This window comes from Nostoc edaphicum CCNP1411, from assembly GCF_014023275.1.
In the GTDB taxonomy this organism is placed as follows: Bacteria; Cyanobacteriota; Cyanobacteriia; order Cyanobacteriales; family Nostocaceae; genus Nostoc; species Nostoc edaphicum_A.
Genome location: NZ_CP054698.1, coordinates 25,566 through 41,322 on the forward strand (window position 1 = coordinate 25,566; position 15,757 = coordinate 41,322).

General features: G+C 39.9%; 14 protein-coding genes. 11 read left to right on the forward strand and 3 right to left on the reverse strand.

All coding sequences use genetic code 11. The annotated features are described in order from the left end of the window. Positions 1–296 precede the first annotated feature (296 nt). From HUN01_RS02895 to HUN01_RS02905, 3 genes are all read left to right on the forward strand, one after another. Positions 297–554: a hypothetical protein gene (locus tag HUN01_RS02895; protein ID WP_069070802.1), complete on the forward strand. Its 258-nt coding sequence runs from the start codon at positions 297–299 to the stop codon at positions 552–554. A 119-nt stretch (positions 555–673) separates the two neighbouring features. Next, positions 674–982, forward strand: coding sequence for a DUF3181 family protein (locus tag HUN01_RS02900; RefSeq protein ID WP_069070801.1), 309 nt, complete (start codon positions 674–676; stop codon positions 980–982). A gap of 280 nt (positions 983–1,262) precedes the next feature. Then, positions 1,263–1,478 (forward strand): acetyltransferase, encoded by a 216-nt coding sequence (locus HUN01_RS02905; RefSeq protein ID WP_181929999.1) that lies wholly within the window; start codon positions 1,263–1,265, stop codon positions 1,476–1,478. Between the two features lie 261 nt (positions 1,479–1,739). Here the strand turns inward: HUN01_RS02905 and HUN01_RS02910 are convergent, their stop codons facing one another. After that, entirely contained in the window at positions 1,740–2,213 is a 474-nt protein-coding gene (locus HUN01_RS02910) for an ABA4-like family protein (RefSeq protein WP_181930000.1), read from the reverse strand. 116 nt (positions 2,214–2,329) lie between these two features. Next, a complete protein-coding gene (gene cobW / locus HUN01_RS02915; protein WP_181930001.1) occupies positions 2,330–3,370 on the reverse strand; it encodes a cobalamin biosynthesis protein CobW in 1,041 nt (346 codons plus the stop codon). A 107-nt stretch (positions 3,371–3,477) separates the two neighbouring features. Here cobW and HUN01_RS02920 point away from each other — a divergent pair, with 107 nt between their 5' ends. Continuing rightward, a complete protein-coding gene (locus HUN01_RS02920) occupies positions 3,478–4,716 on the forward strand; it encodes a tetratricopeptide repeat protein (protein ID WP_181930002.1) in 1,239 nt (412 codons plus the stop codon). Between the two features lie 256 nt (positions 4,717–4,972). Here HUN01_RS02920 and HUN01_RS02925 read toward each other — a convergent pair whose 3' ends face one another. Beyond that, complete coding sequence (locus HUN01_RS02925) at positions 4,973–5,689, reverse strand: biliverdin-producing heme oxygenase (RefSeq protein WP_181930003.1); 717 nt, start codon at positions 5,687–5,689, stop codon at positions 4,973–4,975. A 571-nt stretch (positions 5,690–6,260) separates the two neighbouring features. Here HUN01_RS02925 and glmM point away from each other — a divergent pair. The 7 genes from glmM to hpsP all read left to right on the forward strand — a co-directional run bounded on the left by glmM (position 6,261) and on the right by hpsP (position 15,584). Next, on the forward strand, positions 6,261–7,733 hold the full coding sequence (gene glmM, locus HUN01_RS02930) for a phosphoglucosamine mutase (protein ID WP_181930004.1): 1,473 nt from the start codon (positions 6,261–6,263) through the stop codon (positions 7,731–7,733). A 376-nt stretch (positions 7,734–8,109) separates the two neighbouring features. Continuing rightward, positions 8,110–8,877: a glycosyltransferase family A protein gene (locus tag HUN01_RS02935; RefSeq protein WP_181930005.1), complete on the forward strand. Its 768-nt coding sequence runs from the start codon at positions 8,110–8,112 to the stop codon at positions 8,875–8,877. A 35-nt stretch (positions 8,878–8,912) separates the two neighbouring features. After that, positions 8,913–10,568, forward strand: a complete 1,656-nt coding sequence (gene hpsL, locus HUN01_RS02940) for a hormogonium polysaccharide biosynthesis protein HpsL (protein ID WP_181930006.1) — start codon at positions 8,913–8,915, stop codon at positions 10,566–10,568. 11 nt (positions 10,569–10,579) lie between these two features. Next, the gene (locus HUN01_RS02945; protein WP_181930007.1) at positions 10,580–11,731 is read left to right on the forward strand and encodes a glycosyltransferase family 4 protein; all 1,152 of its coding nucleotides are present in this window, start codon (positions 10,580–10,582) and stop codon (positions 11,729–11,731) included. 355 nt (positions 11,732–12,086) lie between these two features. Beyond that, entirely contained in the window at positions 12,087–13,067 is a 981-nt protein-coding gene (hpsN, locus tag HUN01_RS02950) for a hormogonium polysaccharide biosynthesis glycosyltransferase HpsN (protein WP_181930008.1), read from the forward strand. Between the two features lie 59 nt (positions 13,068–13,126). Then, entirely contained in the window at positions 13,127–14,302 is a 1,176-nt protein-coding gene (gene hpsO, locus HUN01_RS02955) for a hormogonium polysaccharide biosynthesis glycosyltransferase HpsO (protein WP_181930009.1), read from the forward strand. Between the two features lie 103 nt (positions 14,303–14,405). Continuing rightward, positions 14,406–15,584 carry a hormogonium polysaccharide biosynthesis glycosyltransferase HpsP gene (gene hpsP / locus HUN01_RS02960; protein ID WP_181930010.1) on the forward strand — a complete coding sequence of 393 codons (1,179 nt, stop codon included), beginning with the start codon at positions 14,406–14,408 and terminating at the stop codon, positions 15,582–15,584. Positions 15,585–15,757 lie beyond the last annotated feature (173 nt).

Consider the following 15,757-nt stretch of genomic DNA (forward strand, 5'->3'; position numbering starts at 1 on the left):
ACCAGCCCTTTCAAGGTGTCTGTTTTTAAATATTATTTTTGGGATAGAATTTTAGCTGTAGAAACATGGGGTCGTCTGGAAGGACAACCAGCTACGACAACAGAAAGGATATTGTAGGAAAGCAAGGCAACGCAAAAATTTATGTAATAGGGAACGCTCTTGAGGATGAGCATCAACAAAGAGGAAAACATCAATTGCCAGCATTAGAGATGGGTCAAGTACCACCAATGATTGCCCACCGCTGCCCCAAAAACCTTAGAATAAGTAGGGTGTATTTAAATCTGTAACAAATATTTATGCCTCCTCGTTGGCCTCGCAAACCCGATCGCAAAGACCCTGATTACCGCAAGATCGATGACCGGATGAATTTTGCCGTGCATGTAGCGATCGCTTCTACTGTTAATTCTGGGTTATGGTTTTTCCACATCTTGAAAGGCACTACCTGGGAGTGGCTGCCGTTGTTGACTGCAAGTTGGACAGGAATAGTTTTGGTGCATCTGATTTATATTAGTGCGATCGCTAACTACAGCGAAACTCCACCCAAATCCACCTGAAGACGGACAGCTGATGCTGGGCTTATTGTAACCTGTGGTAGTAGAATCAGCCTTTTAAGTGAGCGATAATGTAAAAAAGCCTGAGATTTCGCACTCTTTCTTAATGTAGGGTTATTTTTATGGCTAAGACTAACACCACGGAATTACTAGAAGCCCTAGCAGCTGAAATTGGCGAAAATGTCTACATAGACATTGCCAAATGGCATCTTTATTTATCTAATGCCAAACTGCATACCCTTGTTGCTGAACAGTTGTATCCTTTAATTACTTCCAACAATGTAAATGAAGACCAAGTTATCAAAGTCTTAGAATCAATTCCAGTCAAAATTGGCGGCGGTAGAAGTGAACTTCCTTTAATCGATTTCCTGCCACTGCAATGCCAGGTCACTCTAGTAGATATTTTGGAAAAATATCAACGCGAAATCTAATCTCTAAAACCAAGATTATTTGAATTAAACCATTTTCTCGGTCAGCATTCCCTGATTAAATTTGGAATGCTAAATTGAGGATTTGTTTGCTGTGTCAATTTTATAAAAATAAAAACCACAGATACACATAAATGAATCTCGTGTCATTTATGCGTGGATATCTGGTAAAAATTTCCTTTAACGATTAAGGAATCTCAACGTTCTAAATCGGTTGAGATGTGAGTGAGTTTATATTGAAACTCGCTTCCAATTTTCATGCAAACTTATTGAGGCAATTTCGATGCTTTTACAAATCAAAAATTCTGGCGAATTGGTAAAAATTATGGAAATTCAAGAACTGCTTGACCCGAATAGCGATATTGTTCACGGACGAGAACAAGAAGGTGAAGAAGAACAGCCACCTGATACTTTTAAAAAAGAAAATCTTGTTTTTCCTTCTGGTGAAGTTCTACCACGCTGTTGGTTAGATGCCGACTATAGACATGACAACGCTTAATGATTTTCAAATTAGGTAATAGGTAATGGTAGTAAATTATTGCCTATTATTAATTTACCTAATATGAGTAGGGGCGCACATCTGTGCGCCCCTAATACTATGTACCAGTTGATGATACTTCTGACTTTTCACGGCATCTGGAAAACCTCTCTCTAAATCTCTCTCCTAAAAGGAGAGAGACTTTGAATTTCCCCCTTCCCGATGCGGGAAGGGGGTTAGGGGGTTAGGTTTTTCGTGGATTTTTCCACATAACGTGAAAAGTCAAGATGATACTTCTTGTTCTGCTACTGTCGCCGTTTCATTCTGCTGAAACTTGGGAAAAAATGTCTTAGTAATCCAGTCAGTCAAAATGTGAGATAGTAATCCCAAAGGCCCAGCAAACAAACATAAAGCTAGGGAGTGAATTGTCCAAGTACCTGTTTTCTGCCCTTCCCAATAAATCCACCGACCGACAAATAAATCCATCACTAAAAAATGAATCCAACCCGTTGCAGCGACTTTTTCATCTGCAAAAAGTCGAGCAACATCAGCTAATTGTATATTCGAGAAATCTTGGGCATTTTCTGGCGTAATGCTGTTGACAAATAAATACACATACGCTCCAGCTAACAGCAAAAAGGGTAGATATGATGACATTATCTGTCGTGTGATTTTCCAGTTTGGCAATAAAATCATCAAAGCCCAAAATGGCAATACGAAAAGATTAGCAACGTTAAATAGTTGAGAAATCGTCATATTTGTGTAAAGTAATTTTTTTCGCGCCACTTGCGGGCAAGGTTTTAAACCAATATTCATTACCCAGTCGTACAGAATTCAATTCTGAATTCTGACTCCTGAGTTCTGAATTCTTATTATAAAGCTACAAGTTGTGATTCAATTTCTGAAGACTTCAAATCACGACCGATGAAAACTAAGCGCGTTTGTCTGGCTTCTTCTGGTTTCCAGGGGCGATCATAAAATTTCTCAAATCGGGTTCCCACGCCCTGCATCACTAGGCGCATGGATTTATTTGGCACTGCCACAAAGCCTTTAATCCGGTAAATTTCTTGTTGTTGTGCCAATGTTTGCAACTGCTGTTGCAGCTTTTCTGGGTCAAAGGTACGATCCAAAATTAAATTAGCTGAGGTAATTTCTTCGTCGTGGTTGTGATCTTCTTCAGTATCGTGATGACTAGGACGAGAATCTAAGTTGTCTTCGACTGCGGCTTGAAATCCTAATAATATAGATGCATCGAGTTGAGAACAATCGCTCTCGACAATCTTTACCAGTCTGGGCAACTCTTGCTTAATCAATTCCTCAACTCTGGCTTTTGTCTCGGCATCTACCAAGTCGATTTTATTCAACACTACCAAGTCTGCACAAGCAAGTTGGTCTTCAAACAGTTCTTGCAAGGGTGTTTCATGTTCTAGATTATCATCTGCTTGCCGCTGGGCTGCGATCGCTTCTGGATCACTAGCAAATGTCCCCGCTGCTACCGCCGCACAATCTACCACGGTAATTACAGCATCCACAGTGGCGGCGTTACGAATTTCTTGCCAGCGAAAAGCCTTCACCAGGGGTTTTGGTAAGGCTAAACCAGAGGTTTCAATCAAAATACAGTCGATGCTGTCTCGCCGCTTGATTAACTCTTGCATCATCGGGTAAAACTCTTCCTGCACCGTACAGCATAAGCAGCCGTTGGTTAATTCAAAGATATTAGTGTCACCCTCGCCATCTTCCGGGCAAATTTGACAAGATTTCAATAATTCGCCATCAATACCGAGTTCGCCAAATTCATTGACTACAACGGCAATGCGGCGTCCTTGGTTGTTTTGTAGCAGGTGGCGAATTAGGCTAGTTTTTCCACTACCTAAGAAGCCTGTGATCACTGTGACAGGAATTTTCGGAGCCATATTTTTGCCTGATTTACTCAGTATGGTAAGTTTTACGGGTTACAAACTTAAATACTGAGATTAAGCTTGGTTTGAAGATTTACTTAGTTATTTTAAGCTGAAAGTCTATGAGAAGCCTGAAAATATTGCCGTTGCTGTTGAGTTTAGGTTTGGCGTTGGCTCCTCAAATCAGTGTGGCGCAAACAGTGGAGGAGTTGGAACAAAAAGCGACATCTGCCGAAGAAGTAAAAAATTATGAAGAAGCCGCTAATATTTGGCGGAGTTTCATTCAGAAGGATGCCAAAAACAGTTACGCTTACGTCAAGCTGGCAGATGTCCTATCTAAGCAAGGCAAGATTGCAGAGACGATCGCTACTTATCGCCAAGCTTTACAATTAACTCCTGATGGGGACATTTACCTCAAACTAGGCAATTTCCTGACAGAGAAGGGACGAACCACTGAAGCGATCGCAACTTTTCGTCAAGCTATTAAACTTAACCCTAACAGTAATAAGTATTACTACTACACTTTAGCGTCACAGTTGATGGAACTTGGTAATACAAAGGAAGCGCTCTTGGTTTACCGTCAAATCGTTAAACTTGAGCCAGATGCAGAGAGTTACAACATTTTAGGTAATGTCTGGCGTAAATTAGGCCAACGAGAAGAAGCGATCGCTGCTCATCGAGAAGCCTTGAAAATTGATCCCAAGAGTTATCTGGCTTACCACTATCTGGGTGAAATGATGGAATATCAAGAAGCCGTTGCTATCTATCGTCAAGCAAGTAAAAATGACTCCAAAAATGAAGTCTACTATGAGCATTTGGCATCACTTTCATTACAGCGTGGTTTTGTTAATGAAGCGATCGCAGCCTACCGCCAACTAATTAAAATCGAGCCTGAAGCTTCAAGGTATGTAGAACTGGCCGATGTGCTGATGACACAAGAAAAACACCAAGAAGCGATCGCTCTTTACCGCCAAGCCGTTGCCAAAAAACCCACTGATGATTATTACAGTAAATTAAGTCAAGCATTAGCTCAACAGAACAAACTAGATGAAGCTCTGGCAATTTGCCAAAATGTGGTAAAAACTGGTGAAGGCAGTTATGAAACCTGCTCCAATATAAATTTGCCACTTTACAAGCAAAAAGGCTTTAGTGCTGTCATGGCTTTTTATCAGCCACTAGCGAATATGATTCCACGTCGCAAAATGGCTGAACTTTACATCAAACTTGGCCGAGATATTTCCTATGGTGAATCTGGTGATGGCTCAAAACAAGAGGCAGCGGCAGTTTTTCAGGAAGCGCTGCAAATAGATCCAGAAAACACTGATGCTAAAGATGCTCTCAAGAATTTAATCGCTAATTAAACATAATTGAGGGGCAATTTCCCCATGCTTGCTTTCACGAATCAAAAGCAGTCACAGGGCTATTGCCCCTAAATATTTTGAGCGTTGTTCGCTCTTTCTCCAGAAATACCTATGAATTATCCTTCATTAGGCTGACTGGACTTATGATTCCACACACCATACTCCGCACTCATTACTCATTACTCATTACTCAGCACTCAGCACTCATTACTCATTACTCAGCACTCAGCACTCAGCACTCAGCACTCATTACTCATTACTCAGCAGTGACGAGTTCAGTACTACCACGTGTCCGTCGTCGTGTGAGGCTGTTGAACAGCATTACACCGATCGCCTTGATTAAATTACCTTCCAATTCTTGGAACATTTTCATGTTCGTACCAAAGGCGGCATTAGCTTCATCAACGATGCGATCGGTTGTCGCTTCGTCAAGAGGTAATTCATCCAAATTTTGGCGATATTTCGCTTTGAATGCCTTTTCGTCAGGAATCTCTGGAAACTCATAAAAAGCTGTTCCTTGCCCTTCCGACAAATTCATCGCCGTTACAGCAATATTTTTGAGAATTTGTCCCCCAGATAAGTCGCCCAAATAACGAGTGTATGAATGAGCGATTAACAATTCCGGTTCTGTGGCAGATATTTCTCGGATGCGCTTTACATAAGCTTCACCTGCGGGAGATAGTTTAATTTGCTCTCTCCAATTAGCACCAAAGTAATAAGCTAGGTCTTGCTCTAAGGTATACTTGCGGTTTAGCTGAGGAAAGTTAATTTTAGAAAGAATTGGGTGCTGGCTATGCTTTTCCATTTCTTCTTCCATCGCTGAGTAGACGAAGTAGAAATTAGCAACTAGTTTCCGGTAAGAGTTTTTCTCGACGACTCCTTTTAAAAAGCACTTGACAAAACCTACATTTTCTGCCATTGTGTGGGCTTTCTTAGTGCCTACACGTAATTTGGTTGCTAAATTGCTGCTCATATCTAAAATTCTCAACTTTAAAAAGTTAACTGCCGGAGTTTTGATTCACTAACGGCTAAAAAAGCCATTAAAAGGTTACCTTAAAACTATTTGATGAGAATTTATATTAAAATTTTTTAAGCCGCGATGATTTTGTAGTTTTTTACACAGCAACAAGGCTATGAAAATAGAACTTTAAATTTCGGTGTTTTGGTTTTTGGTTCTTATTAGCTTAATTTTGCTTTCATTCTCAGCTTTCCTGAAAAAAGCTTGTGATGAGATTAGGGTAATATTTATTACATATTTTTTTGGTTATTAAGATTGCCAAGTGTAAACTAATACAGATAAAAATCAAGACTAAAGTTGAGGGCATAAAAGAAATAATTAGCTAAAATGTGGAAACTTTGTTGATAATGTAAAAACCAATACTGACTTTATGAAAGATTTACATTTGAAGAGGCATAGCTTAAGTATTATTACGTAAGTTAGTCGAATCTAGAATGAATTTCTTAAAGAGAAAAAGCATGTCGAAATTGCTGAATAAAGTCTTAAGTGCTATTTTCCAGTGTGATTGTGTGGAGTGTTTAAAAATATGGTTTCATCTATAACTCGGACATCGGGCATTTCTGGGGGTTCTGCTTCTGAAGGTGAGGGATTGGGGAAAGGGATTGAGGGCAGTTTTGGGCTGAATTTAATCCCACTACCAGCAAATCCGTTATTTGGTACAGATGGGATTCGCGGACGAGTCGGAGAATTACTGAGTGCGCCCCTAGCATTGCAAGTTGGTTTTTGGACGGGGATTGTTTTACGTAACCATGCTACTCAAGTAGGGCCAGTCATTCTCGGACAGGATTCTAGAAACTCCAGCGATATGCTGGCAATGGCTTTGAGTGCAGGGTTAACAGCAGCGGGGTTAGAGGTTTGGTATTTGGGATTGTGTCCTACTCCTTGCGTTGCCTATCTCACCAGCATCAGTGATGCCATCGGCGGAGTGATGATTTCTGCCAGTCACAATCCCCCAGAAGATAATGGCATTAAAGTTTTTAGTGCTAATGGTGGGAAGTTACCGCAAATATTGCAGGCAGAAATAGAAGCGGGACTGCGTGGGAAGATATCACCTATTGCTAGAGTCAGTAATTGCGGACGGCATCACTCACGTTTTGAGTTAGTGGGGCATTATAGCTCGGCGTTGAAAAAACCCTTGAACAGTGCCTTAAATCTTCAGGGAATGAAGATTGTTTTAGACTTGGCGTGGGGAGCAGCAGTTGGGTTAGCGCCATCAGTATTTACAGAAATGGGGGCAGAGGTAATCTGCTTGCATAACGAAGCAGATGGCGATCGCATTAATGTTAACTGCGGCTCTACCCATTTAGATATTCTTGCAGCCACAGTACAAGAACACAACGCCAATATCGGCTTTGCCTTTGATGGCGATGCCGATCGCGTCTTAGCCGTAGACAATACAGGAAGGCAAGTTAACGGCGATTACATTCTCTACCTGTGGGGACGCCACTTACAACAAAACCAACAATTGCCAGATAACCTGATTGTATCTACAGTCATGGCCAACTTAGGCTTTGAAAAAGCTTGGCAGCAAATTGGTGGTAACTTAATTCGTACCGCAGTTGGTGACCAATACGTGCAAGCCGAAATGTTGCGGACTGGGGGAATGCTAGGCGGGGAACAATCAGGTCATATTCTTTGCCGTCATTATGCCGTGACTGGAGATGGCTTGTTAACAGCATTACATATCGCAGCTTTGGTGAAAGAAGCGGGTGTTCCCTTGAGCGAATTAGTAGATCAAAGTTTCCAGACCTATCCACAATTATTGCGGAACGTGCGAGTTGTCGATCGCGATCGCCGTTTAGGATGGCAAGATTGCGAACCAGTGCAAAAAGCGATCGCTCTTGCTGAAGCTGCAATGGGTGATTCTGGCAGAATTTTGGTTCGCGCCTCTGGTACAGAACCAGTCATCAGAGTAATGGTGGAAGCAGCCAATGCCGAACTTACTAACTACTGGACAAATGAACTAGTTTCACAAGTCCAACAGCATCTAATGGACTAAATTAGCTGAATATCTCAGCTTTTAAAAAACTTCAAATCTTATCACAGCTTCTACACATAACCCAGCCTGGGTTATGTGTAGAAGCTGTGACATTTGTATTTAGATAGTCTTGAAGAAGAATTCAGAAGTCAGAATTCAGGAGTCAGAATCAATCAGTCTGGGATTCAGACCCGCGACTGATTGAAGACCACCAAGTTGAAAATTTGGTGGGGGTCTTAAACCCGGTTATTCATCCGCCAGTCATACAGAAAACATTGCTGAATTCTGACTCCTGACTCCTGAATTCTGTTCGATAAAAGAGCGTTAGTCCTAACATCAGTCTGAATGTGTTATTATTTGCTTCGAGATTATTAGTTATTTCTTCTGACAAAACACAGTGCTTGTTTTTGTGATTCCACTCAAAAGTGCACAAGTTTCCAATTCCTGGGAACGTGTTACACAATTATTTGAAAGATGCATTAAATCAGTTTGCAATCAAACCTCACCTAACTTTCACGTTATTGTTGTTTGTCACGAAAAGCCCAAAATAGAATTCACTCATCCTCATATTACATACATTACAGTTGATTTTTCTCCTCCAAATGAGACTAACCCTGTAGCAAAAGGAGACACAGATAAAGGGCGTAAAATATTAAAAGGATTGATTTATGCTCGTCAATTTTCACCCACCCACACTATGACTGTTGATGCTGACGATTGTGTTAGTAAAAAGTTAGCCAAATTTGTTCAACAACACCCAGATTCTAATGGATGGTTTATAAATAAAGGTTATAAATATCAGGAAGGCAGTAATTATATATATATTAAAAGAAATAATTTTTATAAGATGTGCGGCAGTTGTAACATTATTCGATATGATTTGAATTATTTGCCCGAAACAGCAGAATATAATCGTGGCTATGGATACTATAGATATTATATAGACCATGCCAAAGTCAGAGAGATTTTAAAGAACAAAGCAAAAGCGATTAAATCATTACCATTTCCAGGCGCAGTTTATATTTTGGAAACAGGAGAAAATCTTTTTGATAATTCAAAAAGATTAAGATTTAGCATTTTTAATCGCAAATTATTAAATCAATCAGTTAGAGATGAATTCGGATTGTGCTACTTACAGCAATCCAAAGAAATTTGTCAACTATAATAGATTCTCCGAGGCTGATAGACGACAGCACCACTATGCCAAAACTAAAGTCAAAATCTAAGCAATCTAAAAACTCGAAAAAACAGACTAAAAAGGGAAATTCCGCCCTTGACCTCAAAGAACAGTTAGCCCAAAAGCGCAAAACAGCCCAAGCACGTAAAGAACTCACTAGCTTACTCACCACCGCCACCTTTAGCGGTGTTTTTGTTGGCATTCTGCTTTTTTTCGTAGCTGGAATTAAAGTAGCAGTCCCTGGAGTCTTGGGAATAATAGTCATATCCCTTTCCTACAAATACCCGCGCCAAGCGCTATATGCCTTCATAATTTACGTACCTATTGGGGGTACTATCACTTACTACTTGGGCAATAGTCCCGTACTTCAATTAGCTAAAGATGCTTTTTATGTTCCAGCCCTAATTGGACTTTGGCAGACTTGCCGTAAACAGGGGCTACCCTTAATTATCCCCCAAGGTATTAAAATCCCACTTTATATTGTTTTGGGTTGTAGTCTGCTAACGCTGTTATTTGTTAATGGTGGACAGCAGTTTAACCCGCCTAGCGTCGGACTATTAGAAAAAGCACCCAAAGAAATACCTTTAGGTATGGGCATTCTGGGACTGAAAGTATTTTTAGGCTATGTCCCCTTGATTGGTTGTGCCTATTATCTAATTCGCGATAAGCGAGATTTTCTACTTTTATCGCGCCTCCAGATTGTCCTGATACTGATTTGCTGTGTACTGGGATGTATTCAATACCTGCTATTACTAACTGGTATATGTCAAGGCACTAGAGGTCTGGAAGGAAATGCCCTATTTGTCACATCACTAGAAGCCCGGTGTTATTTTGGTGGAGCGCTCTTATATAGTCCCGAAGAAGGGGTTATTCGCTTACCAGGGACATTTGTAGCCCCTTGGCAGTGGGCATGGTTCTTGATTTCCAGCACCTTTTTTACCTTTGCTACTGGCTTCACCGACCCTTCTATAGTATGGCGGGTAATCGGTTTAAGTTCTTTAGTGACAGTCTTTATCAATGCTGTAATTTCTGGACAGAGAATTGCCCTAGCTTTAGTACCAATCTGCTTCGGGATTTTGCTATTGCTCACTGGACAACTTGGCAATCTTAAACGATTTATCCCCATAGGGATAGGACTTGCTATAGTTCTGGGAATTGCGATGGTGAGCAACCCTGCTGTCGTACAAGAGAGAACCGAGAGTTTTACCAGTCGTTGGGAAGCTTCACCACCTCAAGATTTTATCGTCCAGCAATTTGAAGAAAATTGGAAAAATGTAGACGGGCCACTAGGAAGTGGCTTAGGACGAGCAACTAACTCTGCCCGTGCGATGGGTAAAACTAAGCTTGTGGAAACCTATTACCCCAAAGTACTTTATGAAGTTGGAATTCTTGGAGTACTAGCTTTTCTGGGTTTAGTAACAAGTTTAACAATTATTAGCTTTAAAACCTATCGCTCCATAAAAAACCGTAATTTCCGCAGTTACGGAGCAGCTTTATGGGTGTTTATATTGTTTATTAGCTACAACACCTACTACTATCCTCTGGATGTTGATCCTGTTGCTGTCTATTATTGGTTTTTTGCGGGAGTTCTTTTTAAATTGCCAGAACTGGAGAAACAAGATAAAGAAGAAGCCAACCCTCAGCTAAAAAACAAGAAAAAACGTCTTAAAACAATTTAAATCAGATAAAAATGGCAAAAATTATCGTATGCGGTCAGAACCACATCAGAACCCCTAACTTACCGCGTAACTCCAGGCATACACTAATCCAACTCAAATCTTTTCCTACAGGCAGATATCCTATAGAAAAACTTTGGTATCCTTTAGCAAGCTTTATGCCTTGGCAACCTTTATGGGAAAAATACCAGGCTATTCATTCTTTCAACAGAATTTTATATACAAATAAACCTTGGTTTCTCACCTTTGAGGATCATCGGGTTTTATATAGAAATCCTAAAAATAAACAAGAGGCAGTAATTTATGACTTATTAAACAATCGTTTAGCGTTAGACAATTGTCAAAAACTGATAGCCATGTCAGATTATGCAAAGTTGAGATTTATTAACCGGATAAAAGGCTGGAAAATAGAAGAAAAATTAAGTAATAAATTGGATATAATTCATCCAAATTTTACTACCAGAGTTGATCAACCTAAAACTTATCAACCAGACCAAAATTTACAGCTTGTTTTCGTCGGGCATCACATTGCTAGAAAAGGTGGAGTTGTTGCTTTAAGGTTAGCAAAGAAAGCTGAAAAATTAGGTTTACCTCTTACCATCCATATCATATCAGGACTGGGGCATGGTTCAGGAGTACCTACAGATTTTCCTGATACCACCAAATATTTGGAAGATTTAAAGTTACTGGATTTAAATAACGTTGTTTTTCACAAATATATCCCTAATAATAAAGTTCTTGAGTTACTATCGCAAAGCCATTTTCAATTAATGGCTACGCTACACGATACTTATGGCTTTAGCATCATCGAAGGATTTTCTGTTGCCACCCCTGTAATTACAACAAATGTATGCGCCTTGCCAGAGTTTGTCCGTCACGATGAAAATGGTTATATTTTAGAATTACCAATTAATGAAATTAGGCACTGGAGTAATTGGCTGCACGGTGAAAAAACTAAAACTAATGAATATTGGCAAATTCTGAATAGTACTTACGATTATTTGGCAGAGGAAGCATTGCAACAAATAATCCAATTTCTTGATAGAAATGATAAACGAGAACATTATGAATTTTTAAGTGCAGGAGCATTAGCTCAAGTACAAATTGTGCATAACTCCGAAAAGCAAAATGAGTTCTTTGATAATCTCTATGCAGCAGCAGTATGAAGAGTTCTGTTAGAGGATGTTTGAAAAGTCCTCTTGTCGGTATCAAAAATTTTAGATCCCCCTAAATCCCCCTTAAAAAGGGGGACTTTGATTCCGGTTCTCCCCTTTTTAAGGGGGGCTAGGGGGGATCTAAAAGTGCCTAAAGTCACAGTGAAACACTTTTCAAACAACCTCTTAGGGGTAGTGGGGCGTTGAGCCAGTGCTGAGTTTGGTAAACAATTGATTGAATGTAATTGAAAAAGAATTCATAACTCAGAATTCTTTTTCGATAAAAGCAATGGTAGCTTACTGAATTTCATGAAAATTAATTTTTACAAGGCTAATATAGAAGTAGTAAAATTACTTAATAGAAATCATGAATAATTGGCCATTAATTACTGTAGTAATCCCGACCTACGGACGGGAGGAAGCACTACGAGATAGCGTTGTGGATGTCTTAAAACAGGACTATCCAAATTTTGAAGTTTTAGTTGTAGACCAAACCGCAAAACACCAACCAGAAATTCAAGCTTACTTAGAAGAGATGGCGGAGGCAGGTAAAATTAAATGGTTGCGTTTGAATTGGGCGAGTTTGCCAGGGGCGCGTAATTATGCTGTCCGGCGGTCATCTGGTGAAATAATATTATTTATTGATGATGATGTTCAGCTAACCCCTGGATTGTTAGCAGCCCATGCAAAAAATTATTTCCAAAATCCAGAAGTGGGGGCTGTCGCCGGTCGGGTATTTGACAGAATGAAATTGGGTGATTCTGGGGGAGATTTAGAGATTGAATATCTGCCTCCCCAAGCTATGGACCCAGGAATTGCTTGGTATCATATTGATTTAGTACATACCATCAAACCCCAGCAAGTGCTGACAGCGAGGGGTTGCAATATGTCTTTTCGCAGCGAAATTTTTACTAAGTATGGGCTGAGATTTGATGAGAGGTTTCGCGGTAGTGCAGTACGCGAAGAGTCAGATTTTTGTTTGCGGGTGAGGCAGACAGGATATAAGATTTGGTACGACCCAGAAGCCCATTTGGTGCATTTAGGCGAAGAAACAGGGGGTTGTCATGATATTAGTATGCGATCGCTAAAATATCAACTCACCTTTTACCACAACCATTTTTTACTAGGGCTGAAAAACCTCACTGCGACTCAAGCTTTACGCCTATACGCCCGTTTATTTGATTGTCACGTCCTAGGACGCCCACCTTGTCACAAAAGCGGTTCCCCCATCAAAATTGCCACTCGCGCTATTTTCTACATTTTAGGTTTTTTCAAAGCCTTGGGTACTGTTATCCAATCAACATGGAACGATGGTCAAATTTACAGCCGATTGGATAAACAAGTTTAGTCATGGGTCATTTGTCATTTGTCATTGGTCGTTAGTCAATAACAAAGAATAAATTAAAAATGAAAATTTTAGTTGCTAGTCACACTTATATCGTAGACCTCAACTGTGAAAAATTACGTGCTTTATCTCAACTAGAACCCGACATTGAAGTGACAGTTGTAGTCCCAAAGCGCTGGAAACCAGGTGGTGTGCAAAATAGAATTATTGAAACTGAATACCGCGATGAAGGCACATTTAGAATAGTTCCAGTTTCTAATTTTAGCCAAAATCACCAGGGACTCCTTACCTTTGGTGCTGATTTGATCTCTTTGTTAAAACAATTTCGTCCCCAAATCATTCAGGTAGAACAAGGGTCTAGAGCCTTGGCTTATACTCAAATGATTACCTTAAATAAGCTATTAGGACTCAAGGCAAAAAATTTATTTTTTACCTGGTGGAATCTTCCATATAATCTGAAACCACCAATTGCTTTATTAGAAAAATATAACCTCAACCACAGCCACGGCATTATTTCTGGCAATCAGGATGGAGCAGAAGTTTTGCGACAACGAGGATATCAAGGTGCAATTAAAGTCATGCCGCAACTGGGTGTAGATGAAAGTCTATTCACTCCCAAAGCCCAACCAGAATTAGCAGCTAAGTTAGGCATTGAAAAAGAAGATTTTGTGGTAGGTTTTGTTGGGCGTTTTGTACAAGAAAAGGGGTTGTTAACACTTTTAGAAGCCTTAATCAGTTTGAAAAATAAATCTTGGAAGTTATTGCTGCTGGGACGGGGAGAGTTACAAACTGAATTAATGAAAATAGCGTCAGAAAATAATATTAAAGAACGGTTAATTTTGGTAGAAAGTGTTCCTCATGACGAGGTTGCAAACTATATTAATTTAATGAGTACTTTGGTACTGCCTTCAGAAACAACTTACAAGTTTAAAACCTTAACTTCTGCTGGCTGGAAAGAACAATTTGGTCATGTGCTAATTGAAGCAATGGCTTGCCAAGTGCCTGTGATTGGTTCTGATTCTGGTGAAATTCCCCATGTAATTGGCGATGCTGGTTTAGTATTTCCCGAAGGTGATGCTCAAGCCCTTGCTAATTGCTTAGTTCAATTAATAGATAAACCATATTTTGCTCACAGTCTGGGTGAAATGGGTTATCAAAAAGCAATGATTAAATACACAAATAAAGCCTTAGCTAAACAGCAATTAGAGTTTTATCAAGAATTAGTTAATAGTCATTAGTCATTGGTCATTGGTCATTAGTGAATAACAAAACAAATTACAAATAACAAAGGACAAAGGACAAATGACAAATGACAAATAACAAAGGACAAATGACAAAAAAATGAAAATATTACAAATTGTTCCCTCAATTTCTCTGATTTACGGCGGCCCCAGTCAAATGGTACTAGGATTAGCTCCTGCGTTGGTAAAAGAGGGAGTAGAAGTTACAATTCTCACAACTGATAGTAATGGCGATAATGGTCAGATACCTCTCGATGTTCCTTTAAATCGCCCAATTAAACAAGATGGCTATGAAATAATTTATTTTCGTTGTGCGCCGTTTCGTCGCTACAAATTTTCCCTAGATTTATTAAAATGGCTAAAACGTCATGCTCATGAGTTTGACATAGCACATATTCATGCTTTATTCTCACCAATAATTAGTGCTGCTGCGATTGTGTGTCGTCAGCAAAAGCTACCTTATATTTTCCGTCCTTTGGGTACTCTCGATCCGGCTGATTTAAAGAAAAAAAAGCAATTAAAACAGCTTTATGTCGCAATTATAGAACGTCAAAACTTAGCGGGTGCGGCAGCAATTCATTTTACCAGCGATCAAGAAGCTAAAATATCAGAACGGTTTGGAGTATCTACGCCAGATTTGGTGATTCCCTTGGGTGTAATTCCCCCTCAATCTTCTTTTAAAAATATATGTAGTCAGTTAGAAATACCAAAGGATGTGCCTTTAGTGCTGTTTATGTCACGAATTGATCCGAAAAAAGGGTTAAATTTGTTGATTCCGGCGCTAGAGAAGCTGTTAGGGGTTGGTTATAAGTTTCATTTTGTCTTAGCTGGGACAAATCCCCAAGATCCAGATTACGAACAAAAGATAATATCCCAAATTCAAAATTCACCACTGCGATCGCACACTACAATTACTGGCTTTGTCACTGGTGAACTCAAAGTTAGTTTACTACAAGCTGCTGATTTATTTGTCTTGCCTTCCTACTATGAAAATTTTGGGATTGCTGTAGCTGAAGCGATGGTAGCAGGTGTACCCGTTGTGATTTCTGATCAAGTGCATATTTGTCAACAGATTCGTGATAGTGAGTCGGGTTGGGTGGGTGCAACAGATGTCCAAGCATTGGTAGAGTTACTGCAAGAAGCTTTGCAAAATCCCGCAGAACGCCAACGACGGGGATTAAACGCCCAAAAATATGCCTTGGAAAATTTTAGCTGGGATGCGATCGCAAGGCAAACAATCCAAACCTACCAGGAAATTTTGGCGAACAAATTAATTTAATAAGAAAGAATTCAGAATTCAGGAGTCAGAATTCAGGAGCGGAGCCGGAGACGCTCCGCCTCCGGTCAGAATCAAAACGCTCTCTACGAGACGCTATGCGAACGCGGACTCGCTAATGCTGCACTATCCGCCAGTCATACAGAATACCTTTCCTGTATTCTGACGACTGACTC

Excerpts from the sequence above, each read along its gene's own strand:
- HUN01_RS02925 (WP_181930003.1), bottom strand. The coding sequence starts at position 5,689 with ATGAGCAGCAATTTAGCAACCAAATTACGTGTAGGCACTAAGAAAGCC.
- hpsN (WP_181930008.1), top strand. The coding sequence starts at position 12,087 with ATGAATAATTGGCCATTAATTACTGTAGTAATCCCGACCTACGGACGG.
- HUN01_RS02895 (WP_069070802.1), top strand. The coding sequence starts at position 297 with ATGCCTCCTCGTTGGCCTCGCAAACCCGATCGCAAAGACCCTGATTAC.
- HUN01_RS02910 (WP_181930000.1), bottom strand. The coding sequence starts at position 2,213 with ATGACGATTTCTCAACTATTTAACGTTGCTAATCTTTTCGTATTGCCA.
- HUN01_RS02920 (WP_181930002.1), top strand. The coding sequence starts at position 3,478 with ATGAGAAGCCTGAAAATATTGCCGTTGCTGTTGAGTTTAGGTTTGGCG.
- HUN01_RS02900 (WP_069070801.1), top strand. The coding sequence starts at position 674 with ATGGCTAAGACTAACACCACGGAATTACTAGAAGCCCTAGCAGCTGAA.
- hpsO (WP_181930009.1), top strand. The coding sequence starts at position 13,127 with ATGAAAATTTTAGTTGCTAGTCACACTTATATCGTAGACCTCAACTGT.
- HUN01_RS02945 (WP_181930007.1), top strand. The coding sequence starts at position 10,580 with ATGGCAAAAATTATCGTATGCGGTCAGAACCACATCAGAACCCCTAAC.
- glmM (WP_181930004.1), top strand. The coding sequence starts at position 6,261 with ATGGTTTCATCTATAACTCGGACATCGGGCATTTCTGGGGGTTCTGCT.
- HUN01_RS02905 (WP_181929999.1), top strand. The coding sequence starts at position 1,263 with ATGCTTTTACAAATCAAAAATTCTGGCGAATTGGTAAAAATTATGGAA.
- hpsP (WP_181930010.1), top strand. The coding sequence starts at position 14,406 with ATGAAAATATTACAAATTGTTCCCTCAATTTCTCTGATTTACGGCGGC.
- hpsL (WP_181930006.1), top strand. The coding sequence starts at position 8,913 with ATGCCAAAACTAAAGTCAAAATCTAAGCAATCTAAAAACTCGAAAAAA.
- cobW (WP_181930001.1), bottom strand. The coding sequence starts at position 3,370 with ATGGCTCCGAAAATTCCTGTCACAGTGATCACAGGCTTCTTAGGTAGT.